Annotated in this window: 23 protein-coding genes, 2 tRNA genes and 2 other RNA genes; 14 read left to right on the forward strand and 13 right to left on the reverse strand. The window is 56.8% G+C overall.

The genetic code is table 11. The annotated features are described in order from the left end of the window. Window positions 1-478: 478 nt before the first annotated feature. From csgD to csgG, 4 genes are read left to right on the forward strand one after another with little or no spacing between them, the layout of a single operon-like run. Window positions 479-1,129, forward strand: coding sequence for a biofilm master transcriptional regulator CsgD (gene csgD / locus HWQ14_RS19085; protein WP_176610651.1), 651 nt, complete (start codon window positions 479-481; stop codon window positions 1,127-1,129). Window positions 1,130-1,133: 4 nt separating this feature from the next. Next, window positions 1,134-1,523: a curli production assembly/transport protein CsgE gene (csgE, locus tag HWQ14_RS19090; protein WP_176610652.1), complete on the forward strand. Its 390-nt coding sequence runs from the start codon at window positions 1,134-1,136 to the stop codon at window positions 1,521-1,523. A 26-nt stretch (window positions 1,524-1,549) separates the two neighbouring features. Next, on the forward strand, window positions 1,550-1,966 hold the full coding sequence (csgF, locus tag HWQ14_RS19095; protein ID WP_006809295.1) for a curli production assembly/transport protein CsgF: 417 nt from the start codon (window positions 1,550-1,552) through the stop codon (window positions 1,964-1,966). A gap of 26 nt (window positions 1,967-1,992) precedes the next feature. Beyond that, the gene (csgG, locus tag HWQ14_RS19100; protein ID WP_148421783.1) at window positions 1,993-2,826 is read left to right on the forward strand and encodes a curli production assembly/transport protein CsgG; all 834 of its coding nucleotides are present in this window, start codon (window positions 1,993-1,995) and stop codon (window positions 2,824-2,826) included. Window positions 2,827-2,868: 42 nt separating this feature from the next. Here the strand turns inward: csgG and HWQ14_RS19105 are convergent, their stop codons facing one another. The 4 genes from HWQ14_RS19105 to ghrA form a co-directional block, all read right to left on the reverse strand. Then, window positions 2,869-3,351 carry a DUF1097 domain-containing protein gene (locus HWQ14_RS19105; protein WP_176610653.1) on the reverse strand — a complete coding sequence of 161 codons (483 nt, stop codon included), beginning with the start codon at window positions 3,349-3,351 and terminating at the stop codon, window positions 2,869-2,871. A 96-nt stretch (window positions 3,352-3,447) separates the two neighbouring features. Continuing rightward, the gene (locus HWQ14_RS19110; RefSeq protein ID WP_148421787.1) at window positions 3,448-4,002 is read right to left on the reverse strand and encodes a TorD/DmsD family molecular chaperone; all 555 of its coding nucleotides are present in this window, start codon (window positions 4,000-4,002) and stop codon (window positions 3,448-3,450) included. Between the two features lie 19 nt (window positions 4,003-4,021). Then, window positions 4,022-4,759: a phosphatase gene (locus HWQ14_RS19115; RefSeq protein WP_176610654.1), complete on the reverse strand. Its 738-nt coding sequence runs from the start codon at window positions 4,757-4,759 to the stop codon at window positions 4,022-4,024. Window positions 4,760-4,843: 84 nt separating this feature from the next. Beyond that, the gene (gene ghrA / locus HWQ14_RS19120) at window positions 4,844-5,782 is read right to left on the reverse strand and encodes a glyoxylate/hydroxypyruvate reductase GhrA (RefSeq protein ID WP_176610655.1); all 939 of its coding nucleotides are present in this window, start codon (window positions 5,780-5,782) and stop codon (window positions 4,844-4,846) included. Window positions 5,783-6,013: 231 nt separating this feature from the next. Here ghrA and HWQ14_RS19125 point away from each other — a divergent pair. Continuing rightward, window positions 6,014-6,101 (forward strand) — tRNA-Ser (locus HWQ14_RS19125). A 45-nt stretch (window positions 6,102-6,146) separates the two neighbouring features. Further along, window positions 6,147-6,283: non-coding RNA, RtT sRNA (locus HWQ14_RS19130), on the forward strand. A gap of 398 nt (window positions 6,284-6,681) precedes the next feature. On the opposite strand, the gene HWQ14_RS19135 is transcribed toward HWQ14_RS19130, so the two are convergent. Continuing rightward, window positions 6,682-7,587 (reverse strand): LysR family transcriptional regulator, encoded by a 906-nt coding sequence (locus HWQ14_RS19135; RefSeq protein WP_176610656.1) that lies wholly within the window; start codon window positions 7,585-7,587, stop codon window positions 6,682-6,684. Window positions 7,588-7,696: 109 nt separating this feature from the next. Between HWQ14_RS19135 and HWQ14_RS19140 the strand changes: the two genes are divergently transcribed. From HWQ14_RS19140 to HWQ14_RS19155, 4 genes are all read left to right on the forward strand, one after another. After that, complete coding sequence (locus HWQ14_RS19140; protein ID WP_176610657.1) at window positions 7,697-8,557, forward strand: pirin family protein; 861 nt, start codon at window positions 7,697-7,699, stop codon at window positions 8,555-8,557. A gap of 20 nt (window positions 8,558-8,577) precedes the next feature. Further along, window positions 8,578-9,255, forward strand: a complete 678-nt coding sequence (locus tag HWQ14_RS19145; RefSeq protein WP_176610658.1) for an isochorismatase family protein — start codon at window positions 8,578-8,580, stop codon at window positions 9,253-9,255. 137 nt (window positions 9,256-9,392) lie between these two features. Further along, window positions 9,393-9,480 (forward strand) — tRNA-Ser (locus tag HWQ14_RS19150). 44 nt (window positions 9,481-9,524) lie between these two features. Further along, window positions 9,525-9,661, forward strand: a non-coding RNA gene (locus HWQ14_RS19155) — RtT sRNA. 240 nt (window positions 9,662-9,901) lie between these two features. On the opposite strand, the gene HWQ14_RS19160 is transcribed toward HWQ14_RS19155, so the two are convergent. The 5 genes from HWQ14_RS19160 to efeU all read right to left on the reverse strand — a co-directional run bounded on the left by HWQ14_RS19160 (window position 9,902) and on the right by efeU (window position 16,392). Continuing rightward, entirely contained in the window at window positions 9,902-11,407 is a 1,506-nt protein-coding gene (locus HWQ14_RS19160) for an alanine/glycine:cation symporter family protein (RefSeq protein WP_176610659.1), read from the reverse strand. Between the two features lie 401 nt (window positions 11,408-11,808). Then, window positions 11,809-12,600 (reverse strand): phosphate starvation-inducible protein PhoH, encoded by a 792-nt coding sequence (gene phoH / locus HWQ14_RS19165; RefSeq protein ID WP_017384762.1) that lies wholly within the window; start codon window positions 12,598-12,600, stop codon window positions 11,809-11,811. A gap of 499 nt (window positions 12,601-13,099) precedes the next feature. Beyond that, window positions 13,100-14,383, reverse strand: a complete 1,284-nt coding sequence (gene efeB / locus HWQ14_RS19170; RefSeq protein ID WP_176610660.1) for an iron uptake transporter deferrochelatase/peroxidase subunit — start codon at window positions 14,381-14,383, stop codon at window positions 13,100-13,102. A 5-nt stretch (window positions 14,384-14,388) separates the two neighbouring features. Then, window positions 14,389-15,516 carry an iron uptake system protein EfeO gene (gene efeO / locus HWQ14_RS19175; RefSeq protein ID WP_176610661.1) on the reverse strand — a complete coding sequence of 376 codons (1,128 nt, stop codon included), beginning with the start codon at window positions 15,514-15,516 and terminating at the stop codon, window positions 14,389-14,391. Window positions 15,517-15,558: 42 nt separating this feature from the next. After that, complete coding sequence (gene efeU, locus HWQ14_RS19180) at window positions 15,559-16,392, reverse strand: iron uptake transporter permease EfeU (protein WP_176610662.1); 834 nt, start codon at window positions 16,390-16,392, stop codon at window positions 15,559-15,561. Between efeU and HWQ14_RS23430 the strand changes: the two genes are divergently transcribed. Beyond that, complete coding sequence (locus HWQ14_RS23430) at window positions 16,391-16,519, forward strand: hypothetical protein (RefSeq protein WP_274857808.1); 129 nt, start codon at window positions 16,391-16,393, stop codon at window positions 16,517-16,519. The genes efeU and HWQ14_RS23430 overlap by 2 nt on opposite strands. Window positions 16,520-16,644: 125 nt before the next feature. Continuing rightward, window positions 16,645-17,829 carry a NupC/NupG family nucleoside CNT transporter gene (locus tag HWQ14_RS19185; RefSeq protein WP_148421803.1) on the forward strand — a complete coding sequence of 395 codons (1,185 nt, stop codon included), beginning with the start codon at window positions 16,645-16,647 and terminating at the stop codon, window positions 17,827-17,829. A gap of 33 nt (window positions 17,830-17,862) precedes the next feature. Here the strand turns inward: HWQ14_RS19185 and HWQ14_RS19190 are convergent, their stop codons facing one another. Next, window positions 17,863-18,282, reverse strand: coding sequence for a DUF3574 domain-containing protein (locus tag HWQ14_RS19190; protein WP_176610663.1), 420 nt, complete (start codon window positions 18,280-18,282; stop codon window positions 17,863-17,865). Window positions 18,283-18,344: 62 nt separating this feature from the next. Further along, on the reverse strand, window positions 18,345-19,847 hold the full coding sequence (gene putP, locus HWQ14_RS19195; protein WP_176610664.1) for a sodium/proline symporter PutP: 1,503 nt from the start codon (window positions 19,845-19,847) through the stop codon (window positions 18,345-18,347). Window positions 19,848-20,269: 422 nt separating this feature from the next. Here putP and putA point away from each other — a divergent pair, with 422 nt between their 5' ends. After that, on the forward strand, window positions 20,270-24,232 hold the full coding sequence (putA, locus tag HWQ14_RS19200; RefSeq protein WP_176610665.1) for a trifunctional transcriptional regulator/proline dehydrogenase/L-glutamate gamma-semialdehyde dehydrogenase: 3,963 nt from the start codon (window positions 20,270-20,272) through the stop codon (window positions 24,230-24,232). Window positions 24,233-24,283: 51 nt separating this feature from the next. Then, entirely contained in the window at window positions 24,284-24,676 is a 393-nt protein-coding gene (locus HWQ14_RS19205) for a lysozyme inhibitor LprI family protein (RefSeq protein ID WP_176610666.1), read from the forward strand. A gap of 53 nt (window positions 24,677-24,729) precedes the next feature. Here the strand turns inward: HWQ14_RS19205 and rutR are convergent, their stop codons facing one another. Continuing rightward, on the reverse strand, window positions 24,730-25,368 hold the full coding sequence (gene rutR, locus HWQ14_RS19210; protein ID WP_176610667.1) for an HTH-type transcriptional regulator RutR: 639 nt from the start codon (window positions 25,366-25,368) through the stop codon (window positions 24,730-24,732). Window positions 25,369-25,374 lie beyond the last annotated feature (6 nt).

Raw genomic sequence — 25,374 nt, forward strand, 5'->3', positions numbered from 1 at the left:
TGCGCATGAAAAAGCACATCCTTTACGATCCGCGTGACGCGAAGCAAGTTTTCTTAAGAAAAACGTCCTGCTTAGAAAGGGCTTACTTTTTTTACGCTTCTCATACCCTCTGCCGGCTGGCCTGCGATAATACAAAGCAATAAACATCAGCCGGTTATAATAGTTTGCATGACGGATAAAATCTGTGCATCATTATTCACCTGTACAACTTTCACATTAACGTAAAATCAATATCTCGCGCAAAATACACATTTTAATATCCAGAGTTACATTCTGTTACAGTATTAACATTTGCTTTAAAGTTTGCAATAGCTAGATTGAAAACAGCAGCACGTTATTTGTTTTTAAATTTACCGCCTCCTCTGGAGGGGGTTTTTAACTACACACAGCAGTGCCACACCTGTCAGTACTTCTGGTTCCTCTTTCAATTACACGAGAGGGCAGCTGCCGGGTGTCATAAATAAAGTGGGGTTTCATCATGTTTAATGAAGTCCATAGCTTACCCGGTCATACGTTATTGTTGATCACCAAACCTTCTTTACAGGCTACAGCGTTGTTGCAGCACTTAAAGCAATGTCTTTCACTGAGCGGGAAACTGCATAATATTCAACGTTCTTTTGATGACATCGCGCCTGGCAGCATCATTCTACTCGATATGATGGAAGCGGATAAAAAACTGATCCATTACTGGCAGGATAATTTAAGCAGGAAAAACAATAATATCCGTTTGCTATTATTGAATACCCCTGATGAGTATCCCTTCCGCGAAATAGAGAGCTGGCCACATATCAACGGCGTATTTTACGTCACTGAAGAAGAGAACCGTGTCGTAGAGGGGTTGCAGAGCATATTGCGCGGAGAGTGTTATTTCTCGCAAAAGCTTGCCAGCTACCTGATTACCCACTCCGGCAATTATCGCTATAACAGTTCAGAATCCGCACTTTTGACGCACCGTGAGAAAGAGATCCTGAACAAACTGCGTATCGGTGCTTCAAATATTGAAATCGCCCGTTCGTTATTTATCAGCGAAAATACGGTTAAGACGCATCTTTATAATCTTTTCAAAAAGATAGCTGTTAAAAATCGCACGCAGGCGGTGTCGTGGGCAAACGATAACCTCAGGCGCTAATAGCATGAAAAGCACGCTGAACTGGATTGCCGCCGCAGGCTTCCTGTTTGCTGTCGGAAGCCTTCAGGCTGTTGAGGTTGAAGTTCCGGGGCTGTTAACCGACCACACCGCTACCTCTGTCGGACACGATTTTTATCGCGCCTTCAGCGACAAGTGGGAAAGCGACTATCCCGGTAATTTAACCATCAACGAGAGGCCCAGCGCGCGCTGGGGAAGCTGGATCACAATAACCGCTAATCAGGACGTTATTTACCAGACCTTTTTATTTCCAACGAAAAGAGACTTCGATCGGAACGTCGCTTTCGCGCTGGCACAAACAGAAGACGCTATTAACCGCCTGCAGTTAGACAAAGCTCTTTTGAGCACCGGCGATTTAGCAAAAGATGAGTTCTAGCAACGATACCTATTTCGGAGGCTGTTATGCGTCTCGCACACACGGTGATTTCGTTAATGCTCATTGCGCCATTAAGCTGGGCCGGAAATATGACCTTTCAGTTCCGCAACCCCAATTTTGGCGGCAACCCGAATAACGGGGCATTTATGCTTAATCAGGCTCAGGCTCAAAACTCGTATAAGGACCCCAGCTATGACGATGATTTCGGTATCGAGACCCCGTCCGCGCTGGATAACTTCACTCAGGCGATCCAGTCGCAAATATTAGGAGGCTTGTTAACCAATATTAATACCGGCAAACCCGGCCGCATGGTGACTAACGACTTTATAGTCGATATTGCCAACAAAGATGGGCAGCTTCAGTTAAATGTGACCGATCGTAAAACCGGAAGAACGTCGACAATTCAGGTTTCCGGCTTGCAGACCAGTTCAACTGATTTCTGAACACCTCCGAAATAAGGACAATCATCATGCAGCGCTTTTTTATTTTAGTTGCGGTGTGCTTATTAAGCGGTTGTTTAACTGCTCCGCCGAAAGAAGCGGCTAAGCCAACGTTAATGCCCCGCGCCCAGAGCTATCGCGACCTGACGCATCTGCCGGTGCCAACCGGGAAGATATTCGTCTCGGTGTATAACATTCAGGACGAAACGGGACAGTTCAAACCGTATCCGGCCAGCAACTTCTCGACGGCCGTCCCGCAGAGCGCAACCGCGATGCTGGTTACCGCCCTGAAAGATTCGCGCTGGTTTATTCCGCTGGAGCGTCAGGGACTGCAAAACCTGCTGAACGAACGAAAAATCATTCGTGCCGCTCAGGAGAATGGGACCGTCGGCGTCAATAACCGCATGCCGCTTCAGTCTCTCACCGCAGCCAATATCATGGTGGAAGGGTCGATTATCGGCTACGAAAGCAACGTGAAATCGGGCGGCGCAGGTGCGCGTTACTTTGGCATTGGAGCCGACACGCAGTATCAGCTGGATCAGATTGCCGTCAGCCTGCGCGTGGTTAACGTGAGTACGGGCGAAATTTTGTCCTCCGTAACCACCAGCAAAACGATACTCTCTTATGAGGTGCAGGCCGGGGTATTCCGCTTTATTGACTACCAGCGTTTGCTGGAGGGGGAAATTGGCTACACCGCCAACGAGCCGGTTATGCTGTGCCTGATGTCGGCTATCGAAACCGGGGTGATTTTCCTGATTAATGACGGTATCGATCGCGGCCTGTGGGATCTACAGAATAAGAGTGACGTAAGAAATGCGGTACTGGTGAAGTACCGTGAGATGTCGGTGCCGCCGGAATCGTGATCGGCAGCGCTAAAAAAGGCGAGATATCACTCTCGCCTTTTTTTATTCACTTACCGCCGTAACGCTCTGGTGCTTTTCTCGTCGGGCTGCAAGCCACAGACCGCTGTTCTTCATGGCATAGCCAAACAGTAATCCCAGCATTACCGAAGGCACCACCAGCTTCCACTCCCCCTGCCCGGCAAAGGTGGCGCAGGCGCCCATAAACGTGCCGGGCACGAAGGAGAGCAGCAGATGTTTTGCCTGAATGCACATCAGGAAGGCCACAACCCCGGTCATGACGTAACCCAGCATCTCGATATGCGGCGCCAGCGCGCTGCCCTTCATGATGACCATCGCCCAGGCTACCCCGCTCAGCAGGGTACAGCCCGAAATAAACAGCCCCTTCAGGCCACCCTGCGGGCAGGCGAAATAGGCCGTGCAGCCCAGGAAACCCGCCCAGCTCAACAAACCGAGAGACACCGCTACCCATCCCCAGATGCCGGAGAGGATGCCTGTCGTGAGTGCAATACAAAGTAAGATATTCATGGTGCGCATCTTAGCAGATGCGCACCGGGGAAATGAGATCGGAAGCACATTACGTGCAAGTTGAAATGTATCGTTGCAGGATTTTTGTGACTTAAATCACTCTTCGTTCTCTTCTTCCAGCTCATCCCACATCGCAGCGATGGCATCGCGCGTCAGGGGTGCCAGCGTTCTCCAGAATGGCGAGGTGGCGTGAGCCTCAACTTTGCCGAGGAAAGTGCCGCACCAGGGCAGCAGGTACGTATCGAACAGGGTTTCAATCGCCTCATTCTCATCGTCCCCCGCATTATCCTCAATCCACGAGGCCGCCAGCAGCAGCGTACCGATATGATCGGCTGGCATATCCGTCAGCGGCATGCCGCGTTCTGAAAGAAATGCCCGCACCTCCGCCTCGGTTGCACCTTCCTGCCATGCAGAACGATACGGCGAAACGCGACACTCTTCCCCCACGAACAGCGCGTTGTAATCGGTTGAAATCTGCTGCATGTCGCAGCTTTTTTGCAAACGTTCCAGCAAATCATCCTGCTCCAGCGGCCAATTCTGCGCCAGTTTACCTTCACGGATTAGGGTAAACAGCGGAACCAGCAGCGGGTCCTGCGGCTGGCGGTAATATAAGGTGCCCAGCACGCGACAAAGGATGGAAAACTCATTCATGTTTCTGTTCCGTAATTAATTAAAGATCGGCAAATTCATCAATCGGTGCCATGCCGCGCGACTCAAGGAAGTCGAGCATACGCCGCGGCGTGACGTTCAGGATCCGTTCTTCCGGGAAGTTCACGTCCTGCATAATTTTCAGGCACTCGCTGAAGTCACCCAGCGTGAAGGCGGTGTGTGAATCAGAGCCCAGCGCCACCATCCCGCCCGCGTCACGCACGGCCGCCGCCACGGCGCGACAGTTTGCTTCACTGCCCTTGCGCGAGTGAACAAACGAGGAGTTATTAATTTCCAGCGCCACGCGGTGTTTTGCCGCCGCCTGCGCCACGGCCTCAATATCAATCGGGTATTTAGGGTTGCCCGGATGGCTGATAATGTGCACGTTGCCGCTGGCTATGGTGGCGATCATCGCCGCGGTATTGGTGTCTTTATCCTGCGGCGCAAAAACGGGCTCATGAAAACCGGCGAGGATCAGATCTAACGAGGTCAGCATCGGGCCGGTGCAGTCAATTTCACCGTCGATATTTTTGATATTCGCTTCAATGCCGCGCAGTATCCCGATGCCGTCTACCAGACGAGGCCAGATACGCATATTCACAAAATGCCAGTAGTGCGGCGCATCCGCCATATCCGGGCCGTGATCGGTTATCGCAAACAGCTTAATGCCCTTAAGCTTCGCCTGAGCGATATAATCATGGAGGTTGCTGTAAGCGTGGGTGCTGGCGACGGTATGCATATGCAGGTCAACGGGATACATCTTTCTCTCCTCTGCGTTTTTTCCAAAGGATAGCAGTTATCAGCGGCGAATATTAGCAAAAACCCGGCGAACGCCGGGTTTCTCTCAGTAGCCTCGCTGTCTGTCGACCTGTCCGGTCACCGCGTTGCCCTTCTCTATCTCGCTGATGGTATGCGAGATATACGCTACGGCCTCTGCCGGACGCGTCACGGCCGCAACATGTGGCGTCATCGCCACGCGGGGGTGAGCCCAGAGCGGGCTTTCCGCCGGCAGCGGCTCGCGGCTATACACGTCCAGCATGGCGCCTTTCAGCTTACCGCTGTCGAGCGCGTTCAGCAGATCGTCCTCTACAACGTGCACCCCGCGCGCCAGGTTCATCAGGTAGCTCTGGTCAGCCAGCTGGCTGAGGAGCGCACCGTTAATAATGCCAACCGTCTCCGCCGTATTCGGCAGCAGGTTAATGAGGACACGCGTCTGTTTCAGGAACGCGGGGAGTTCGTCCATGCCGGCAAAACTCTCGACGCCCAGGTAATTCTTGCGGCTGCGGCTCCAGCAGCGCAGCGGGAAGCCCCACGGCGCGAGCGCTTCTGCCACTTTTGAGCCCAATACCCCCGCCCCGAGAATGCCGATGGTAAAATCTTCACGCTGATAGTCCGGGAGCGGTTCCCAGTGGGCCCTCTGCTTAAACGCCTGATAATCGTCAAAGCGGCGGAACCAGTGCAGCACCTGGCTCACGGCATATTCCTGCATCTGCTGGCCCATGCCGGTATCTTCCAGCCGGAACAGGGGAATATCCTCCGCCAGCATTTCCGGGTGTGCCTTCAGCTTACTTAAAATGGAATCCACGCCAGCGCCGAGGGCAAACACCGCCTTCAGCCTGCGCCCCTGAAGCATTTCAACCGGCGGATGCCAGACGAGGGCGTAGTCGGCATGTTCATTATCGCCCCGCTTCCACTCGCGAACGCGTGCGCCAGGCAGTGCAGCCGCGATCGCGTCAATCCAGTAAGCCGTATCAAAAGTGGGGTGATAGAAGATAATATCCATAGTCATTCCTGCCTTTTTCGCGCGGTTTTATTTTCATTTTCAACTGGATTGCCAGCATAACAAATTTAACGGGAAACCGCGTTGCTGATAAAAGAGGCGCTTTTCGCACATTTCGGAATCAGGTTGCCTGAAGTTTGTCTAAACGCGCTAAATTACTGAAAAAGTGAGTTGACGGCAGTACGGCTTTTCCTTACATTAGCGCCCGTCCCGACAACAACGGGATGACAATATGGTGAGGTGTCCGAGTGGCTGAAGGAGCACGCCTGGAAAGTGTGTATACGGCAACGTATCGGGGGTTCGAATCCCCCCCTCACCGCCATATTTAAAGAAGAGCTCGCATGAAAATGCGGGCTTTTTTTTTCGCATATTGCACGCCAGTGGGGGGATGAGAATCCCCGACCGGGGTTCGACAATTGGCGCAGCCAGTTGGACAGACTGAGAGCGCAGCGAACAGGCTCCCCGCAGGGCGAGCGAAGCGAGTCAATCCCCCCCTCACCGCCATATTTAAAGAAGAGCTCGCATGAAAATGCGGGCTTTTTTTTCGCATATTGCACGCCTGCGGGGGGATGAGACCCCCCGACCGGGGATCGACAACTGGCGACAGCCAGTTGGACAGACTGAGAGCGCAGCGAACAGGCTGCCCGCAGGGCGAGCGAAGCGAGTCAATCCCCCCCCCTCACCGCCATATTTAAAGAAGAGCTCGTACGAAAGTACGGGCTTTTTTTCGCATATTGCACGCCTGCGGGGGGGATGAGAATCCCCGACCGGGGTTCGACAACTGGCGCAGCCAGTTGGACAGACTGCGAGCGCAGCGATTCAGTCCCCCCCTCACCCTAACCCTCTCCCCAGAGGGGAGAGGGGATATTTCGGTGCTCGCATTCAGTTGTCCCCCGGAAACGTTACTCCTCCACCATTCGGGCATATTCTTCGGTAAGAAAATCCACCAGCGTCCTGACCGACGGCAGTAAACCGCGCCGGGAAGGATATACTGCGTGAATCACTTCCCGTCTTGGCTCCCACGCGTCCAGTACCCTAACCAGTTCCCCTGACGCAAGCTGATCTTTCACCATCAAAATCGGCAGCTGCACCACGCCCACGCCCGCCATCGCCGCTTCCCGCAGCGCCAGCATGTCGGTCGTCACCAGGCGCGGCGTAAAGTGAACCTCTGCTTTCGCCCCCTCCGGCCCGCTCAGATCCCACTTATGCAGGTGCCTGCCGGCCCCCATACTTAAACCCGGCCATTTGCTGAGTTCAGAGGGCATCGACGGGCTACCCATCCGTTCTATCAGCGACGGTCCGGCAACCAGGCAGTGTCCCCTGTCAGCCAGCACCCTTAACACTAAATCGCTGTCGTCAAACGGACGCGGGCGAACGCGGATCGCCACATCCACTCCCTCACCGACCAGATCGACCCGGCGGTTGGTCGCTTCCAGCTGGAGGTTAATCCCCGGATAGCGTGCCATAAACGTTGCCAGCATTGGCCCCACGTGAACGTGCAGTAACGTCACCGGACAGGCGATCCTGACCATACCGCGCGGTTCAGCCTGTAAGGCAGCCACGGCCTCCTCCGCCGCTTCGGCCTCTACCAGCATCGCTTTACAGTGCTGATAAAACGTCTGCCCCACCTCAGTCACCGTGAACTGCCGCGTGGTGCGCTGTATCAACCGAACGCCGAGCCGCTCCTCCAGCTGTGCGATCCGGCGACTCAGTTTGGATTTAGGCTGATCCAGCGCTCGCCCTGCCGCCGCAAACCCACCATGGTCCACCACCTTCACGAACCACACAAAATCATTGAGATCCTGCATATGCCCCCATTGTTCTATTTGAAGAACAGTGAATGTCATTTTCGCTATCTACCGGGATATTAACCCTGAATATAAGCTAATTACATCAACAGAACATCAGGAGTTATTCATGAAAAACGTAACCGGCGTTTATACCGCACCTCGTCCGCACTGGGTCGGCGACGGTTTTCCCGTTCGTTCGATGTTTTCTTACCAGACGCATGGCGAAACGCTAAGCCCGTTTCTGCTGCTGGATTACGCCGGGCCTCACACCTTCCCGGCGGATGGCGTAAAACGCGGCGTGGGCGAGCATCCTCATCGCGGCTTTGAAACGGTCACCATCGTCTACGCCGGTGAGGTAGAGCATCGTGACTCCACCGGCAGAGGCGGCGTGATTGGCCCGGGAGACGTGCAGTGGATGACGGCTGGTGCAGGCATTCTGCACGAGGAGTTCCACTCCGGCGCGTTCGCGCAGAAAGGCGGCGAACTGAAAATGATGCAGCTGTGGGTCAACCTGCCCGCCAAAGACAAGATGGCGACGCCGGGCTACCAGAGCATCACTCGGGCGGATATCCCGTCGGTTACCCTGCCGGATAACAGCGGAACGCTACGCGTCATCACTGGCCGCTATGAAGATGTAACCGGCCCGGCTCATACCTTCTCGCCGCTGAACGTGTGGGATCTCTCGCTGAATCAGGGCAGCCATCTGACGCTCCATCAGCCAGAGGGCTGGAGCGCGGCGCTGGTTGTCGTTGAGGGCAGCGTGACGGTAAATGGCGCCACGCCGGCGGGTGAAGCGCAGCTGGTCGTGCTAAGCCAGAGCGGTGACAAGCTGCATCTCGAAGCCAGCAGCGACGCGAAGATACTGCTGATGGCCGGGGAGCCGCTGAATGAACCGATTGTCGGCTATGGCCCGTTTGTGATGAACAGTAAAACCGAAATCGCCGAGGCAATTCGCGATTTCAACTCCGGCCGCTTTGGCCAGATCTGAACGTAATAAAGGAGCGCATTATGTCTACCCCTGCAAACTTCAACGGTGCACGTCCCGTTATTGACGTAAATGATGCAGTCATGCTGCTTATCGATCACCAGAGCGGGCTGTTCCAGACCGTTGGCGACATGCCAATGCCCGAGCTGCGCGCCCGTGCGGCGGCGCTGGCAAAAATTGCCTCGCTGGCGAAGATCCCGGTGATCACCACGGCGTCGGTGCCACAGGGACCAAACGGCCCGCTTATCCCGGAGATCCACGCCAACGCGCCGCACGCGCAGTACGTTGCGCGTAAGGGCGAGATCAACGCCTGGGATAACCCGGAGTTTGTGGCGGCGGTAAAAGCCACGGGGCGTAAAACGCTGATTATCGCGGGCACTATCACCAGCGTCTGCATGGCTTTTCCCTCTATCAGCGCGGTGGCGGATGGCTACAAAGTGTTTGCGGTAATAGATGCGTCCGGCACCTACAGCAAGATGGCCCAGGAGATCACTCTTGCCCGCGTGGTGCAGGCAGGCGTGGTGCCGATGGATACGGCAGCCGTTGCTTCTGAGATTCAGCGGACATGGAATCGTGAAGATGCGGCTGAATGGGCTGAGGTTTACACGCATATCTTCCCGGCCTACCAGCTGCTCATCGAAAGCTACGGCAAAGCGCAGGACGTGGTGAAAAACAGCGAAGTGCTCGATTCACAGCGTTAATCCTACGCTGTGCGGCAAAAGCTGATTAAGGCTTAACCGAACAGGCACGAATGCAGAAAATCTGCTTGACCGTTTTGGCGCAAATCCCTATAGTAGCGCCCCGTTGCCCCCCAAGCGGTCAGGCAGCAAAACAATATGGTGAGGTGTCCGAGTGGCTGAAGGAGCACGCCTGGAAAGTGTGTATACGGCAACGTATCGGGGGTTCGAATCCCCCCCTCACCGCCATACTTTAAGAAGAGCTCGTACGAAAGTACGGGCTTTTTTTTCGCATATTGCACGCCTGTGGGGGGATGAGAACCCCCGACCGGGGTTCGACAACTGGCGCAGCCAGTTGGACAGACTGCGAGCGCAGCGAACAGGCTGCCCGCAGGGCGAGCAAAGCGAGTCAATCCCCCCCTCACCGCCATATTTTAAGAAGAGCTCGTACGAAAGTACGGGCTTTTTTTTCGCATATTGCACGCCTGTGGGGGGATGAGAACCCCCGACCGGGGTTCGACAACTGGCGACAGCCAGTTGGACAGACTGAGAGCGCAGCGAACAGGCTGCCCGCAGGGCGAGCGAAGCGAGTCAATCCCCCCGGTACGAACTCAGCCGCCTCACTTATAAAAAAGCCCGTGCGTTGGCACGGGCTTTTTTATTTTAATCCTCAGCTATTCAACTTCCCTGCCGGCTGCTTTCCTTCAGGAGATGCGACCTGCCCAGGCTGAGCACCCCCCTCATCCCTGCGCTCCCCCAGCCAGTAATCCGCATTTTTGATGCCAAGCCGAACCGGATCAAACTGTGGATCAATCCCCTGCGCGTTCTGGGTCTCGTAATCCTTCAGGCTGGCAAAGGCTTTTTTATGCAGGAGGACAATGGCAATAATGTTGAGCCATGCCATCAGCCCTACCCCGATATCCCCTAATCCCCATGCCAGATCCGCGGTGCGGATTGTGCCATATACCGTGGACGCCATCAGACATAATTTAAGCAGGAATGTCAGCCACGGGCGGTGAATTTTACGGTTGATGTAGGCGATATTGGTTTCGGCGATATAGTAATAGGCAATGATGGTGGTGAAGGCAAAGAAGAACAGCGCGATAGCAACAAAGTAATTGCCAAAGCCCGGCATCATACTTTCCATCGCCGTCTGCACATAGCCGGGACCGGCCGCGACGCCCGAAATACCGGTATAAAGCGCCGCGCCGTCAACGCCCTGGACATTATACAGCCCGGTGATCAGCAGCATAAATCCCGTCGCGGAGCAGACAAACAGCGTATCGATATAAACGGAGAATGCCTGAACCAGCCCCTGCTTCACCGGATGGCTCACTGCCGCCGCCGAGGATGCATGCGGTCCGGTACCCTGCGCCGCCTCGTTGGAATATACGCCGCGCTTAACGCCCCACATGATAGCCTGGCCGAGGATTGCACCAAAGCCCGCTTCGAGGCCGAAAGCACTTTTCCAGATCAGCAGAATAACGGCAGGCAGTTTTTCAATATTGATGGCGATAATAACGCAGGCAACAATAATATAGCCGAGCGCCATAAACGGAACCACCATGCTGCTAAAGCTGGCGATCCTTTTCACACCGCCGAAAATAATGAAGCTTAACAGCACAGCCAGCAATGCTGCCGTGACGTTTGGGTTAAGGCCGAAGGCAATATCCAGGCTGGCGGCAATGGAGTTTGCCTGAACGCCCGGCAGTAATAATCCGCAGGAGAAAATGGTGACGATAGCAAATAACCATGCGTACCACTTTACCCCCAGCCCTTTCTCAATATAAAAGGCGGGGCCACCACGGTATTCACCGTTAATTTTTTCTTTATATACCTGCCCTAACGTGGACTCTACAAATGCAGAGCTGGCGCCCAAAAACGCCACCACCCACATCCAGAAAAGCGCGCCCGGCCCACCAAAGGTAATGGCGGTGGCCACACCGGCGATGTTCCCGGTACCCACGCGACCCGCCAGCGTCATTGTCAGCGCCTGAAACGACGATACGCCGGCATCGGTAGCCCCACCCTGAAACATAAGGGTAATCATATGTTTTATATGGCGTAACTGCAGGAAACGACTACGCAGTGAAAAATAGAGGCCAACACCCAGACATAAAAAAATTAACGCCGGGCTCCAGATAACACCATTAATTGCACTAACCAGTTCGTTCATGTATGACCCTCAGCGTGATGTGCCAGGGAAAATGCTTCCCTGGTGTATTTCTTCTTAGAATTGTGTTTGAACAAGTACGAAACATAGATAATTAACCAGAAGACACCAACTTAATTTTCACGCCTTAGCAATGTTCTGTGACAACATTCACGTTTAAATTTAGCGCAACAATTAGCACGATCATTATATTCACAGATATTTTGTGGCTATTATAAATACACATCACACTTCTGCGCTTTTTATAAAACCGACCTCCGCAAAATAATACGTAAATCCCGCCCCGTTCGACAGGAAATTAATATGAGCTAAGCAGAGGATTATATTATAAAGGGAATAAGCGAAGCTTCCCGGCATTATGCCGGGAAGGAATGGCTCAGAAAGTGGAATGATGAAGCTTTGCCTTAATCGGAATAAACTTCCAGCGTGCGCTGACACAGCGCCGAGCGGACGCAGTCCTCTTTGGTAAAGCGAACAACGCCTATCATTTCATCTTCCTCAAAACGTGACATGGCATCGCTGAGGCCGGACTTAACGCCCGACGGCAGGTCACACTGGGTAATATCGCCATTGACGATAACCGTCACGTTCTCCCCGAGGCGCGTTAAAAACATCTTCATTTGCGCAGCGGTCACGTTCTGAGCCTCGTCAAGAATAACGACCGCATTTTCAAATGTACGTCCGCGCATATAGGCGAACGGCGCGATTTCCACCTTGCCAATCTCTGGCCGCAGGCAGTACTGCATAAAGGAAGCGCCCAGCCGCTTCACCAGCACGTCATAGACGGGCCTGAAGTACGGGGCAAACTTCTCCGAAATGTCGCCGGGCAGGAAGCCAAGATCTTCATCAGCCTGCAGTACCGGACGGGTCACGATGATCCGTTCCACGTCCTTATGAATCAGCGCCTCCGCCGCTTTGGCTGCGCTGATCCACGTTTTCCCGCATCCGGCTTCCCCGGTTGCAAAGATGAGCTGTTTACTCTCGATAGCATTCAGGTAGTGCGCCTGAGCTTCATTTCGCGCCACAATTGGCGATGCATCGCGGCTATCCCGCGCCATGCCAATGGATTCTACGCCGCTCATCTGCACAAGCGAGGTGACCGATTCTTCTTCACGCTGCTTATGGCTACGTGAATCCCGTCTCAGCACACGTTTTGCTTCACGACGAGCTTTGATCACTGCTTTTTGTCTTCCCATGGATAGCACCTTGAGTTGTTGGTATTCATCACACGCGCCAGCGTCGGCACGATTATGCGCACGAACATCAGAGGGTTGGCTTCCTTGTAAGCCATTGCTTGCATTACCGGATGACGATACAGAACGGCTACGCGCACCGCTATGCACGTCGGTAGAAACAGGTTTTTGAGGTGAAGGGGAGATTGTAGTGGTGAGGAAATCGCTGCCGGAGTCTGAGCCTCCGCGCCGGGTGCTGCGGTTGATGTGTTTACCTTGTCCAGTACAGGACGCAACCATTCGCGATCTCCATAGTGAGTAACATCACTGCCGGGAACTACCGCTGTCTTATCTTAAGTACATCAGGCTTTATCATAAACGCAACATTTATTTTACCTGAATGCAACTTTTCAGACTGTCCCTACATGGAAAATCAGTCTCATATAGAAATATTACAGAAATATAACAATAAGATAGTCTATGGAAAAAATAATGTCCCTGCGAACGGTCACAGGGACGATTATCAGGCTTCAATCAGCCCTTGTGCGAGATACGCGTTCCCGTCGCACGGGCCAGGCAGGGCAAAGAAATAGCCGCCACCGATGGGCTTAATATACTCCTCCAGCGCTTCGCCGTTCAGCCGCTTCTGCACGGTGAGAAACCCTTTCTCAAGATCGTGCTGATAGCAGACAAACAACAGCCCCATATCAAGCTGCCCGGAGTTGGTCACCCCCAGCGAATAGCTGTAGCCCCTGCGCATCATCAGGCTGGACTGCGTCTCTCTGGTGCGCGGATTGGCGAGGCGAATATGGCTGTCCAGCGCGATGACATCGCCATCCGGATCGCGGGCATAGTCAGGCTCATCGTGCTCACTCTTCATGCCCAGCGGTGCGCCGGTCTGCTTGTCGCGGCCAAAGATAGTCTGCTGCTCCTTTAGCGGCGTGCGGTCCCAGAACTCCACGTGGAACTGAATGATACGGACAGCCTGATAGCTTCCGCCCACCGCCCAGGCCGGTTCGCCCTGGTCCGCCGTAACCCACACCACGCTGTCCATCAGCGCGCCATTGCTGCTGTCCGGGTTAGCGGTGCCGTCCCTGAAGCCCAGCAGGTTGACCGGCGTCTCTTTGCCTTTGCTGCGCGCCGCGTGGTCGGAGATAAACCCTTCCCGCTTCCAGCGCACGCTCAGCAGATCCGGAGCGTGCTTGATGATATCGCGCAGGGCGTGGATGACCGTGTCCTGGGTGTTGGCGCAGATCTGCAACAGCAGATCGCCGTGGCACAGCGCCGCGTCAAGGGAATCATTCGGGAAACGCGTCATTTTTTGCAGCGCTTTCGGCTTCTGCTTCGCCAGCCCGTAACGGTCATCAAACAGCGATGCCCCTACCGAGACGGTGATGGTCAGGTTATCGGGCGCAATAAACGCGCCGAGGATACCGGAATCCATCGGCGGCAGGCGCGGATTGGGCGTTTCCGGCGCCGGGCCGCCCGCGGTAAGAAAGGCGATGCGCGCGGTCAGCAGCCTGAACAGGCGCTCAAGGTCGGCCCTATCGCTCGCCAGGGAATCAAACGCCACCAGCATCATGGAAGCCTGCTGCGGCGTCAGGATCCCCGCCTGGTGCTCGCCGTAAAACGGCTGCGTTTCCATACGCGCATCCGGCGACAGCGTGCCCGGCGCGCTTTGCGGTTTGGCCGCATGCGCCACCGGGCAGCCCCCCGTCAGGGCAAGCGCGCCGCCCAGCGCCCCAGCCCCTTTCAGTAAACGACGGCGGGAAGGCTCCGCTACGTCGTACTCGTCATGCTTGTTCATCGCGCTTAGTCCAGACCCAGCATGCCACGCAGCAGGGAGAGATCTTCCGCCAGCGTGGTAATCGGGCCTTTCAGCGCGTTACGATCGGCATCGGTCAGCTTATCGTACGTTTCAAACCCGTCTCTGGTGCGGTATTTCGCCAGGATAGCGTCCACTTTTTTGAAGTTGGCATCCACCTTCGCCAGCAGCTCGCCGTTCTCTTTTTGCAGCTGAGGACGCAGCAGATCGACAATTTTCTGCGCGCCGTCAACGTTCGCCTGGAAATCCCACAGGTCGGTGTGGCTGTAGCGATCTTCTTCCCCGCTGATTTTGCTCGCGGCCACTTCTTCTATCAGCCCCGCCGCGCCGCCAACCACCTTCGACGGCGGGAAGGCCAGCTCGCTGATGCGTTTTTGCAGCTCCAGCACGTCGGTGTTCAGCTGTTCGGCGTATTTCTCCATCCCTTTGGTGGAGTTATCGCCAAACAGGGCTTTTTCCAGACGGTGGAAGCCGGTGAATTTCGGGTCGGCGGCCTTCTGCTCGTAGTCGTCTTCACGGGCATCGATGCTGCCGTCAAGGTCAGAGAACAGCTCGGCAATCGGCTCAATGCGCTCGTAGTGCTGTCGGGTTGGCGCATACAGGGATTTTGCTTTGTCGATATCCCCCGCCTTCACCGCGTCGGTAAAGGCTTTGGTGCCCGCCGCCAGATCCGCCGTCTCTTTGGTGACGTAGGCTTTATAGGCGGTAATGGCGTCGCCCAGGCTCAGTAAGGCCGTGCCTTTGGCGGCGTCTGCCGTCGCTGCACCTTTGACAATCAGCTTGCCCTTAGGGTTAGTCAGCAGGCCGCAGGTCATCTCGTACTCACCCGGCTGTAGGCTGGCGGTCATCTTCTGGCTGAAGCCCGGCGCGATATTCTCGCGCTCTTCCACCACCATCACGCCCTTCAGGATCTCCCACTCCAGCGCCTTCTGGCTGTGGTTCTGAATAATAAACTGGGTTTTGCCGCTGTTAACCGTGATGGTCATCGGTTCGCACTGCTTATCGGTTACGGTCACTTTAACCTGTGGAATATCCGCAGCCTGCGCCGCGAATGCGGACGCAATCAGCGCCGCCACACCAGCCCGTAACGTACTACGACGAAATTGAATTGCCATGGTCCTTCCCTTTTAAAGTATGTTGTAACTAACCGGTACGCGTCAGGATGCGGTGCGCGACGTCTGAGCGCCGGGGCGTGCTGGCATGAAAAACAGCACCAGCGCCGGAATGAGGTAGATAAAGTACATCGCCACTTCGCTGACGCTCGGCGTTTCCTGATAGCCGAAGATGCCTTCGAGCAGGGTGCCGGTCAGTGAATGGGTGGAGAGGACGTTGCTGAGATCGAACGCCACGTCCTGGAAGTGGTTCCACAGCCCCGCCTCGTGGAAGGCGCGGATCGCGCCTGCCGCCAGCCCGGCTGCTACCAGCAGGATAAAGAGGCTGGTCCACCTGAAGAACGCGCCGAGGTTCAGGCGAATGCCGCCCCAGTAAAGCAGGAAGCCCAGCACCACGGCGGTGGCAAGCCCCAGCACGGCGCCCAGCGGCGGCCAGATGCCAACGTCCTGCTGGAACGCCGCCAGCAGAAAGAACACGGACTCCAGGCCTTCACGCGCAACGGCAAAAAAGACCATCAGAATCAGCGCCCAGCCGTGGTTGCTGCTTTTTTGCAGCGCGTTATCCACCGCCTGCTCCAGCTGAACCTTCACGTTGCGCGAGACTTTGCGCATCCAGAACACCATCCAGGTGAGGATGAGCACCGCAATCACGGCGACGATGCCCTCAAACAGCTCCTGCTCTTTCTGGGGAAACTCGCCGGTAGTTTCGTTGATGAGGATCCCGAGCCCCAGGCAGAGCGCCGCGGCGAGGAAAACGCCAGCCCACATCGCGCCAATCCAGCGTCCACGCTGGGTACGCTTCAGGTAACTGGCGATGAGGCTGACGATCAGGGCCGCTTCAAGGCCTTCACGTAACATAATGAGAAAAGGAACAAACATGCAGACACCTTTAAATGTTTATCTCGGTCAACTCATGCAAAGAAAAGTAAATTCTTGTGATAGTGATTATCATTACGCAAAAAAGAAAAACAAGCGAAATGTAGGGCGTTTTGATGACCAGATGTAAACGCATTGCCGGATAATCATTCGCAGGGAAACCGTTTTGTTCAGAAGGTTTGACGAAAATGTTCGTTTACGGTTAACCGCCGCTATGGCTAAATGTCCGCCTCGAAAACCAACTGAAAATAAACCATGTTTAAGATTGTCCATTTCCTGCTGGCGCTGGTGATTATTCTTGCGCTTGCCTGGCTGGTGAGTTTCGACCGCCGAAAAATTCGTATCCGCTTTGTTTTACAGCTGATCGTCATTGAAATCGCGCTGGCATTCTTTTTTCTGCACGCGGAAAGCGGCCTGTTCATTATTAAATACGTCTCCGGCTTCTTTGAATCGCTGCTGAAATTCGCTGCCGAAGGGACTAATTTTGTCTTTGGCGGGATGGGCGATAAAGGGCTGGCGTTCATTTTCCTTGGCGTGCTCTGCCCCATTATTTTTATCTCGGCCCTGATTGGTATTCTTCAGCACTGGCGCATTCTGCCGATCTTTATTCGGATCATCGGGACGCTGCTGTCAAAACTTAACGGCATGGGCAAGCTGGAGTCGTTTAATGCGGTGAGCTCGCTTATCCTCGGCCAGTCGGAAAACTTCATTGCCTACAAGGGCGTGCTGGGCGATCTCTCCTCCCGCCGCCTCTTTACCATGGCGGCAACGGCGATGTCGACGGTCTCCCTGTCGATCGTCGGCGCCTATATGACCATGCTCGACGCCAAATTTGTCGTCGCGGCGCTGATACTGAATATGTTCAGCACCTTTATTATTCTCTCGGTTATTAACCCGGCGCGCCCGGAAGCCGAGCCGGATATCAAACTGGAAAAGCTGCATGAGTCCCAGAGCTTCTTCGAAATGCTGGGCGAGTATATTCTGGCAGGCTTTAAGGTGGCGATGATTATTCTGGCGATGCTGATTGGCTTTATCGCCCTTATCAGCGCCGTTAACGCCCTCTTCTCCAGCGTATTCGGCATGAGCTTCCAGCAGATTCTGGGCTACGTATTCTATCCGCTGGCGTGGCTGGTCGGTATTCCGCTGAGCGATGCCTTAAGCGCGGGCAGTATTATGGCAACCAAGCTGGTGGCGAATGAATTTGTGGCGATGATTGAGCTGCAAAAAATTGCCCATCAGATGTCGCCGCGCGGGCTGGGTATTTTGTCGGTGTTCCTGGTGTCGTTTGCTAACTTTGCCTCTATCGGCATTGTTGCCGGGGCCATTAAGGGGCTGAACGAGCAGCAGGGCAACGTGGTCTCGCGGTTTGGTTTACGCCTGGTGTACGGCGCGACGCTGGTGAGCCTGCTGTCGGCGAGCTTTGCGGGGCTGGTGCTGTAAGCGAAAACGGCGGCTGAGGCCGCCGTTTTTGATTCAGAACTGCACGCACGCCGGCAAATCGACCCGCATTACCGACTCCTGCGCGAAGCGGGATTTATAGATCCCGCGCAGCGCTTCAATATTCGTCTCGCTCTGGGCATCTTTTGCGTGGATCAGCATCAGCGCCTTGCTCGGCTCGCGGGCCACCTTCCCGTCGTTCCCCAGCCACTGCCCGCGCGCGTCCATCACCGTTAAGCCGTCGCGAAAGCGCGGCGTCACGTCCCGGTCAACGAACTGCTGCCACTCGCTGGCGGTGATTTGCTCCCCGGCCGGGCGATTTAGCCCGAAATAGAGCGTGGTCTGCTGCATCTGGTTTTCCGCCTTGCAGGTTTCAGCTGGCGCGCGCTGCGAGGGTGCATTACAGCCCGCCAGCGTCACTAATGCTGCCACCATTAACCCTGTTTTAATCATCATTTATCATCTCGCACTGGTGAGCGGTCTATCCCCTCTCCCCTGTGGGGAGAGGGGATATGTTTTTACTCAGCCTGAAGCTTAGCTGGCGGCGCAGAGTGATAGTGCGCGTCCGCTTCAGCAAAGTGCATCGCGGCAGACGGCGCTTTACCCAGCAGGCTGAACACCACAATCCCGATGCTGCCGAAGATGAAGCCCGGAATGATTTCATACAGCCCCAGCCACGCGAACTGTTTCCAGACGATGACGGTCACCGCACCGATAATCATCCCCGCCAGCGCGCCGTTGCGGGTCATGCGTGACCACAGCACGGAGAACAGCACCACCGGACCAAACGCGGCGCCAAAGCCCGCCCAGGCGTAGCTTACCAGGCCCAGCACGCGGTTCTCCGGGTTCGCCGCCAGGGCGATGGCAATCAGCGCCACCAGCAGCACCATAAAGCGCCCTACCCATACCAGCTCTTTCTGGCTTGCGCCCTTGCGCAGGAAGGCCTTGTAAAGATCTTCCGTGATGGCGCTGGAGCACACCAGCAGCTGGCAGCTCAGGGTGGACATCACCGCCGCCAGGATGGCGGAGAGCAGAATACCGGCAATCCACGGGTTAAACAGGATCTGCGCCAGCTCGATGAACACGCGCTCGGCGTTCTGGTTCACCGCGCCCGCCTGTGCCGGGTTGTTATTGAAGTAGGCAATGCCGAAGAAGCCGACCGCGCACGCGCCCGCCAGGCACAGGATCATCCACGTCATGCTGATGCGGCGCGCGTGAACGATGGTGTGGTGGGAATCCGCCGCCATAAAGCGCGCCAGAATGTGCGGCTGACCGAAGTAGCCCAGCCCCCAGCCCATCAGGGAGACGATGGCCACGAAGTTCAGCCCTTTCAGCATGTCGACGTTTTCGATGCTCTTCTGCTTGATGACTTCGAGCGATTCGCCAAAGCCGCCAACGGTGAAAATCACAATCACCGGGGTCAGGATCAGCGCGAAAATCATCAGGCTCGCCTGCACGGTATCGGTCCAGCTTACCGCCAGGAATCCGCCCACGAAGGTATAGAGGATAGTCGCGGCCGCACCGGCCCACAGCGCCGTTTCATAGCTCATGCCGAAGGTGCTTTCAAACAGGCGCGCGCCCGCCACGATGCCCGAGGCACAGTAGATGGTGAAGAACAGCAGAATAACTACCGCGGAGATAATGCGCAGGATACGGCTGTTATCCTCAAAGCGTCCGGTGAAGTAGTCCGGCAGCGTCAGGGCGTTGTTGTTGGCTTCGGTATGCACGCGCAGACGGCCCGCCACCAGCTTCCAGTTGATCCACGCGCCAACTGTCAGGCCGATGGCGATCCAGCTTTCGGAGATGCCGGAGATGAAAATTGCGCCCGGCAGGCCCATCAGCAGCCAGCCGCTCATGTCGGATGCGCCCGCAGAGAGCGCGGTTACCATCGGGCCCAGGCTGCGCCCGCCCAGTATGTAGTCGTCAAAGTTTTTAGTGGAACGCCACGCCAAAAACCCTATCAGGATCATGCCAAAAATATAAACGAGAAATGTCACCAGCATCGGTGTGCTAATAGCCATTCAAATTCTCCAAAATGTCGAGCGACAGCCGTCCGGGCTGCCTTGTTATGTCATCACCGGAACGTAGTGATGTGTGTATGTGTTTCCGTTGGGCGCGCTATCCTGCCGTATACGCCTCCCACTGACAAACGATTTAACACTGCATTTACATGAATTTCATCCCTGGTTTTATACGTCTTTCCTATAGGTTGCACTCGCTCACGCTTTTAAAGGTTGCACCTTTAAAAAGTGTTAAGCACCGCATAAAAACTGGGCCCGACAACAACGACCGGTGCGTTTTCTCAGCTAACTAATCGTTAACAATCCATTCATTTTCCAGCTTGCAGACCAGGTCACATTTAACACGGTTGCACAAAGTTGCAACATGGTGGATATTTCACGCTATCTACAGAACGCTATTACAGAACAACAGGAGTTTTGGCATGGGGATGACCACCATGGGGGTTAAGCTTGATGACGCTACCCGCGAACGGATTAAAAACGCGGCGACCCGCATTGACCGCACGCCGCACTGGTTAATCAAGCAGGCGATTTTTAACTATCTGGAAAGGCTGGAGAGCGAAGACGGTCTGCCGGAGCTGCCTGCCCTGCTGGCGGGCGCTGCGAACGAAAGCGAAGACGCCGCGACGGCTGTTGAAGAGAACCATCAGCCGTTCCTCGAATTTGCCGAGCAGATCCTGCCCCAGTCCGTCAGCCGCGCCGCCATTACCGGGGCCTACCGTCGCGCCGAAACCGATGCCGTGCCGATGCTGCTGGAGCAGGCCCGCCTGCCGGAAGCCATTGCCGCCCGGGCGCACAGCCTGGCGTACCAGCTGGCCGACAAGCTGCGTAATCAGAAAAGCGCTAGCGGCCGCGCCGGGATGGTGCAGGGCCTGCTGCAGGAGTTCTCCCTCTCCTCACAGGAAGGCGTGGCGCTGATGTGCCTGGCCGAGGCGCTGCTGCGTATCCCCGATAAGGCCACCCGCGATGCGCTGATCCGCGACAAAATCAGCAACGGCAACTGGCACTCCCACATTGGCCGCAGCCCGTCGCTGTTCGTCAACGCCGCCACCTGGGGCCTGCTGTTTACCGGCAAGCTGGTCTCCACCCATAACGAAGCCAACCTGTCACGCTCCCTGAACCGCATCATCGGCAAGAGCGGCGAGCCGCTGATCCGCAAGGGCGTGGACATGGCGATGCGCCTGATGGGCGAGCAGTTCGTTACCGGAGAAACCATCGCCGAAGCGCTGGCTAACGCACGCAGGCTGGAAGACAAAGGCTTCCGCTACTCCTACGACATGCTGGGCGAAGCAGCGCTGACCGCCGCCGACGCGCAGGCCTATATGGTCTCCTATCAGCAGGCAATCCACGCCATCGGCAAAGCGTCCAACGGTCGCGGTATTTATGAAGGCCCCGGTATTTCCATTAAGCTTTCCGCCCTGCACCCGCGCCACAGCCGCGCGCAGTACGACCGGGTGATGGAAGAGCTGTACCCGCGCCTGAAGTCCCTGACCCTGCTGGCCCGCCAGTACGACATTGGCATTAACATCGACGCCGAAGAGGCCGACCGCCTGGAGATCTCCCTCGATCTGCTGGAAAAACTCTGCTTCGAGCCGGAGCTGGCCGGCTGGAACGGCATTGGCTTCGTTATCCAGGCCTACCAGAAGCGCTGCCCGTTCGTCATTGATTACCTGATTGACCTGGCCAGCCGCAGCCGTCGCCGCCTAATGATCCGTCTGGTGAAAGGCGCGTACTGGGACAGCGAAATCAAGCGCGCCCAGATGGAGGGCCTGGAAGGCTATCCGGTTTACACCCGCAAGGTCTACACCGACGTCTCCTATCTCGCCTGTGCGAAAAAGCTGCTCGGCGTGCCGAACCTGATTTACCCGCAGTTTGCCACCCACAACGCCCACACCCTGGCGGCGATCTACAGCCTGGCGGGGCAAAACTACTATCCGGGACAGTACGAGTTCCAGTGCCTGCACGGCATGGGTGAACCGCTGTACGAGCAGGTGACCGGTAAAGTGGCCGACGGCAAGCTGAACCGCCCGTGCCGTATCTATGCTCCGGTGGGTACTCACGAAACCCTGCTCGCGTACCTGGTGCGTCGCCTGCTGGAAAACGGCGCGAACACCTCCTTCGTTAACCGCATCGCCGACACCACCCTGCCGCTGGACGAGCTGGTGGCCGATCCGGTGCAGGCCGTGGAAAAAATGGCGGCGCAGGAAGGCCAGATTGGCCTGCCGCATCCGAAGATTGCCCTGCCGCGCGAGCTGTATGGCGCAGGCCGCGTCAACTCGGCGGGCCTGGACCTGGCGAACGAACACCGTCTGGCGTCGCTCTCCTCTGCCCTGCTCAACAGCGCGCTGCAGAAATGGCAGGCCAAACCGATCCTTGAGCACTCCGTTGAGGACGGCGACATGCAGCCGGTGATCAACCCGGCCGAGCCTAAGGATATCGTCGGCTACGCGCGTGAAGCGACCGAAGCGGAAGTGGACCAGGCGCTGGAGAGCGCGGTAAACAACGCGCCAATCTGGTTTGCCACCCCGCCGCAGGAGCGCGCCGCGATCCTGGAGCGTGCCGCGGTGCTGATGGAAGATCAGATGCAGTCGCTCATCGGCATTCTGGTGCGCGAGGCGGGTAAAACCTTCAGCAACGCCATCGCCGAAGTGCGCGAAGCGGTCGACTTCCTCCACTACTACGCCGGTCAGGTGCGCGATGATTTCGACAACGAAACGCACCGCCCGCTCGGCCCGGTGGTCTGTATCAGCCCGTGGAACTTCCCGCTGGCGATCTTCACCGGCCAGATTGCCGCCGCGCTTGCCGCAGGCAACAGCGTGCTGGCAAAACCGGCGGAGCAAACGCCGCTGATTGCCGCGCAGGGCATCAATATCCTGCTGGAAGCGGGCGTGCCGGCGGGCGTGGTCCAGCTGCTGCCGGGCCGCGGTGAAACCGTCGGCGCCAGGCTGACGTCCGATAACCGGGTGCGCGGCGTGATGTTTACCGGCTCCACCGAGGTGGCCTCCCTGCTGCAGCGCAACATTGCTACCCGTCTGGATGCGCAGGGCCGTCCAACGCCGCTCATCGCCGAAACCGGCGGCATGAACGCCATGATCGTTGACTCCTCTGCCCTCACCGAGCAGGTGGTGGTTGACGTGCTGGCCTCCGCGTTCGACAGCGCCGGTCAGCGCTGCTCCGCCCTGCGCGTGCTGTGCCTGCAGGACGACGTGGCCGACCACACGCTGAAGATGCTGCGCGGCGCAATGGCCGAATGCCGCATGGGCAACCCGGGCCGTCTCACCACCGACATCGGGCCGGTGATCGATGCGGAAGCCAAAGCCAATATTGAAAACCATATTCAGACCATGCGCGCCAAGGGCCGTCCGGTGTTCCAGGCGGTGCGCGAGAACAGCGAAGATGCCCGCGAATGGCAGACCGGCACCTTCGTGCCGCCTACGCTGATTGAGCTGGCGAGCTTCGACGAGCTGAAAAAAGAGGTCTTTGGTCCGGTGCTGCACGTGGTGCGCTACAGCCGCAACAGCCTCAACGAGCTGATCGACCAGATCAACGCCTCCGGCTACGGCCTGACGCTCGGCGTGCATACGCGTATCGACGAAACCATCGCGCAGGTTACCGGCAACGCCAAAGTCGGCAACCTGTACATCAACCGCAACATGGTCGGCGCGGTCGTGGGCGTGCAGCCGTTCGGCGGTGAAGGCCTCTCCGGCACCGGTCCGAAGGCAGGCGGCCCGCTTTACCTGTATCGTCTGCTGGCGAACCGACCGGAAAACGCGCTGGGCGTGACGCTGGCGCGCCAGGACGCTGACTATCCGGTGGATGCGCAGGTGAAAGCCGTGCTGACCCAGCCGCTGGAGGCGCTCGTTAAGTGGGCAGAAAACCGCCCTGAACTGCGCGCCGTTGCTCAGCAGTACGGCGAGCTGGCGCAGGCCGGAACCCAGCGTCTGCTGCCGGGTCCAACCGGCGAGCGCAACACCTGGACGCTGATGCCGCGCGAGCGCGTGCTGTGCGTGGCGGATAACGAGCAGGACGCCCTGGTACAGCTGGCTGCCGCGACGGCTACCGGCTGTGAGGTGCTGTGGCCGGAAGATGCCCTGCATCGCGATCTCGCTAAGCAGCTGCCGAAAGCGGTCTCGGCCCGCATTCGCTTTGCCAAGGCCGACGCGCTGCTGGCCCAGCCGTTTGACGCGGTGATCTACCACGGCGACTCCGACCAGCTGCGCGAACTGTGCGAGCAGGTCGCGGCCCGCAGCGGGGCGATTGTTTCGGTGCAGGGCTTTGCGCGCGGGGAAACCAACCTGCTGCTGGAGCGCCTGTACGTGGAACGTTCGCTCAGCGTCAACACCGCGGCGGCAGGCGGTAACGCCAGCCTGATGACAATCGGCTAACGCTGTGCTAATAAGGCTCCGGAGACGGAGCCTTATTTTATTGGGGAGAGTATGAAACGATTTCTTATCGCAGGGGTAGCCCTGCTGCTGAGCGCGAGCGCGCTGGCCGACGAGTGCGGCAACGCGACCACCCAGGCTGAACTGAACGCCTGTAGCGCGCAGCAGTACCAGGTCGCGGATAAAAAGCTTAACGAGACGTATCAGGCCGCCATCAAGCGCGCGGCAGCGCCCCAGCGCGACCTGCTTAAAAAGGCGCAGCAGGCGTGGATTACCCTGCGCGACGCGGACTGCGCGTTTATCGGCTCGGGTACGGAAGGCGGAAGCGTTCAGCCAATGATCGTGAGCCAGTGTCTGGCTGAGAAAACCGTAGAGCGCGAAGCGTTTCTGGCCTCGCTGATGCAGTGTGAAGAGGGCGACCTAAGCTGCCCTCTCCCGCCGGGCTGACGAGGCACGGAACTATTCCCTCTCCCTGTGGGAGAGGGTTAGGGTGAGGGGAACTAGCGCACGCGGATCCCTTCGATAATCATCCGCTGCACGTTTTCGAGGGTGCTCTGGAAAAACGCCTCGTCCTGGAGCGTTTTTCCGGTTACCGCCTCAACCTGGGCCGCGAAGTCAGCGTAATGCTGGGTTGAGGCCCAAATCATAAAGATCAGGTGCTGCGGATCGACGGGGGCCAGCTTGCCGCTGGCGACCCATCCGGCAATAATCGCCGATTTATCGCCCACCAGCTGCTTTAAATCCCCCGTCAGCTCGGCCTGCAGCAGCGGCGCGCCCTGCAGCATCTCCAGACAGAACAGCCGCGAGGCCTGCGGATAATCGCGCGATACCTCCAGCTTCAGGCGAATGTACTCCCCGATTGCCACCAGAGGAGCCAGCTCTTCGCGAAACGCCTTAAGCGGCGCAAGCCAGATATCCAGGATCTGCTGCATCACGGCCACGTACAGCGCCTCTTTCGACGGGTAGTAGTAGAGCAGATTGGTTTTGGACACCCTGGCCTGCTCCGCCACCTGCTCAAGGCGCGTGCCGTGAATGCCAAACTGCGAAAACGTCTCCAGCGCGGCGCTGAGGATCGCCTGCTTCTTGGCGCTCACCGCCTGCGAACGTTTACCGGGTGTTTTCACTGCGCCTTGCGTCATTTCCGC

Source organism: Enterobacter cloacae, from assembly GCF_013375935.1.
Lineage (GTDB): Bacteria > Pseudomonadota > Gammaproteobacteria > Enterobacterales > Enterobacteriaceae > Enterobacter > Enterobacter pasteurii.

What these genes read in the sequence shown, in the direction of transcription:
- HWQ14_RS19190 (WP_176610663.1), bottom strand. Translation starts at nt 18,282, where the DNA reads ATGATGATTAAAACAGGGTTAATGGTGGCAGCATTAGTGACGCTGGCG.
- HWQ14_RS19160 (WP_176610659.1), bottom strand. Translation starts at nt 11,407, where the DNA reads ATGAACGAACTGGTTAGTGCAATTAATGGTGTTATCTGGAGCCCGGCG.
- efeB (WP_176610660.1), bottom strand. Translation starts at nt 14,383, where the DNA reads ATGAACAAGCATGACGAGTACGACGTAGCGGAGCCTTCCCGCCGTCGT.
- putA (WP_176610665.1), top strand. Translation starts at nt 20,270, where the DNA reads ATGGGGATGACCACCATGGGGGTTAAGCTTGATGACGCTACCCGCGAA.
- HWQ14_RS19140 (WP_176610657.1), top strand. Translation starts at nt 7,697, where the DNA reads ATGAAAAACGTAACCGGCGTTTATACCGCACCTCGTCCGCACTGGGTC.
- csgD (WP_176610651.1), top strand. Translation starts at nt 479, where the DNA reads ATGTTTAATGAAGTCCATAGCTTACCCGGTCATACGTTATTGTTGATC.
- HWQ14_RS19115 (WP_176610654.1), bottom strand. Translation starts at nt 4,759, where the DNA reads ATGTATCCCGTTGACCTGCATATGCATACCGTCGCCAGCACCCACGCT.
- efeU (WP_176610662.1), bottom strand. Translation starts at nt 16,392, where the DNA reads ATGTTTGTTCCTTTTCTCATTATGTTACGTGAAGGCCTTGAAGCGGCC.
- csgG (WP_148421783.1), top strand. Translation starts at nt 1,993, where the DNA reads ATGCAGCGCTTTTTTATTTTAGTTGCGGTGTGCTTATTAAGCGGTTGT.
- ghrA (WP_176610655.1), bottom strand. Translation starts at nt 5,782, where the DNA reads ATGGATATTATCTTCTATCACCCCACTTTTGATACGGCTTACTGGATT.
- HWQ14_RS19135 (WP_176610656.1), bottom strand. Translation starts at nt 7,587, where the DNA reads ATGCAGGATCTCAATGATTTTGTGTGGTTCGTGAAGGTGGTGGACCAT.
- HWQ14_RS23430 (WP_274857808.1), top strand. Translation starts at nt 16,391, where the DNA reads ATGCAGACACCTTTAAATGTTTATCTCGGTCAACTCATGCAAAGAAAA.
- phoH (WP_017384762.1), bottom strand. Translation starts at nt 12,600, where the DNA reads ATGGGAAGACAAAAAGCAGTGATCAAAGCTCGTCGTGAAGCAAAACGT.
- rutR (WP_176610667.1), bottom strand. Translation starts at nt 25,368, where the DNA reads ATGACGCAAGGCGCAGTGAAAACACCCGGTAAACGTTCGCAGGCGGTG.
- csgE (WP_176610652.1), top strand. Translation starts at nt 1,134, where the DNA reads ATGAAAAGCACGCTGAACTGGATTGCCGCCGCAGGCTTCCTGTTTGCT.
- putP (WP_176610664.1), bottom strand. Translation starts at nt 19,847, where the DNA reads ATGGCTATTAGCACACCGATGCTGGTGACATTTCTCGTTTATATTTTT.
- efeO (WP_176610661.1), bottom strand. Translation starts at nt 15,516, where the DNA reads ATGGCAATTCAATTTCGTCGTAGTACGTTACGGGCTGGTGTGGCGGCG.
- csgF (WP_006809295.1), top strand. Translation starts at nt 1,550, where the DNA reads ATGCGTCTCGCACACACGGTGATTTCGTTAATGCTCATTGCGCCATTA.
- HWQ14_RS19185 (WP_148421803.1), top strand. Translation starts at nt 16,645, where the DNA reads ATGTTTAAGATTGTCCATTTCCTGCTGGCGCTGGTGATTATTCTTGCG.
- HWQ14_RS19110 (WP_148421787.1), bottom strand. Translation starts at nt 4,002, where the DNA reads ATGAATGAGTTTTCCATCCTTTGTCGCGTGCTGGGCACCTTATATTAC.
- HWQ14_RS19205 (WP_176610666.1), top strand. Translation starts at nt 24,284, where the DNA reads ATGAAACGATTTCTTATCGCAGGGGTAGCCCTGCTGCTGAGCGCGAGC.
- HWQ14_RS19105 (WP_176610653.1), bottom strand. Translation starts at nt 3,351, where the DNA reads ATGAATATCTTACTTTGTATTGCACTCACGACAGGCATCCTCTCCGGC.
- HWQ14_RS19145 (WP_176610658.1), top strand. Translation starts at nt 8,578, where the DNA reads ATGTCTACCCCTGCAAACTTCAACGGTGCACGTCCCGTTATTGACGTA.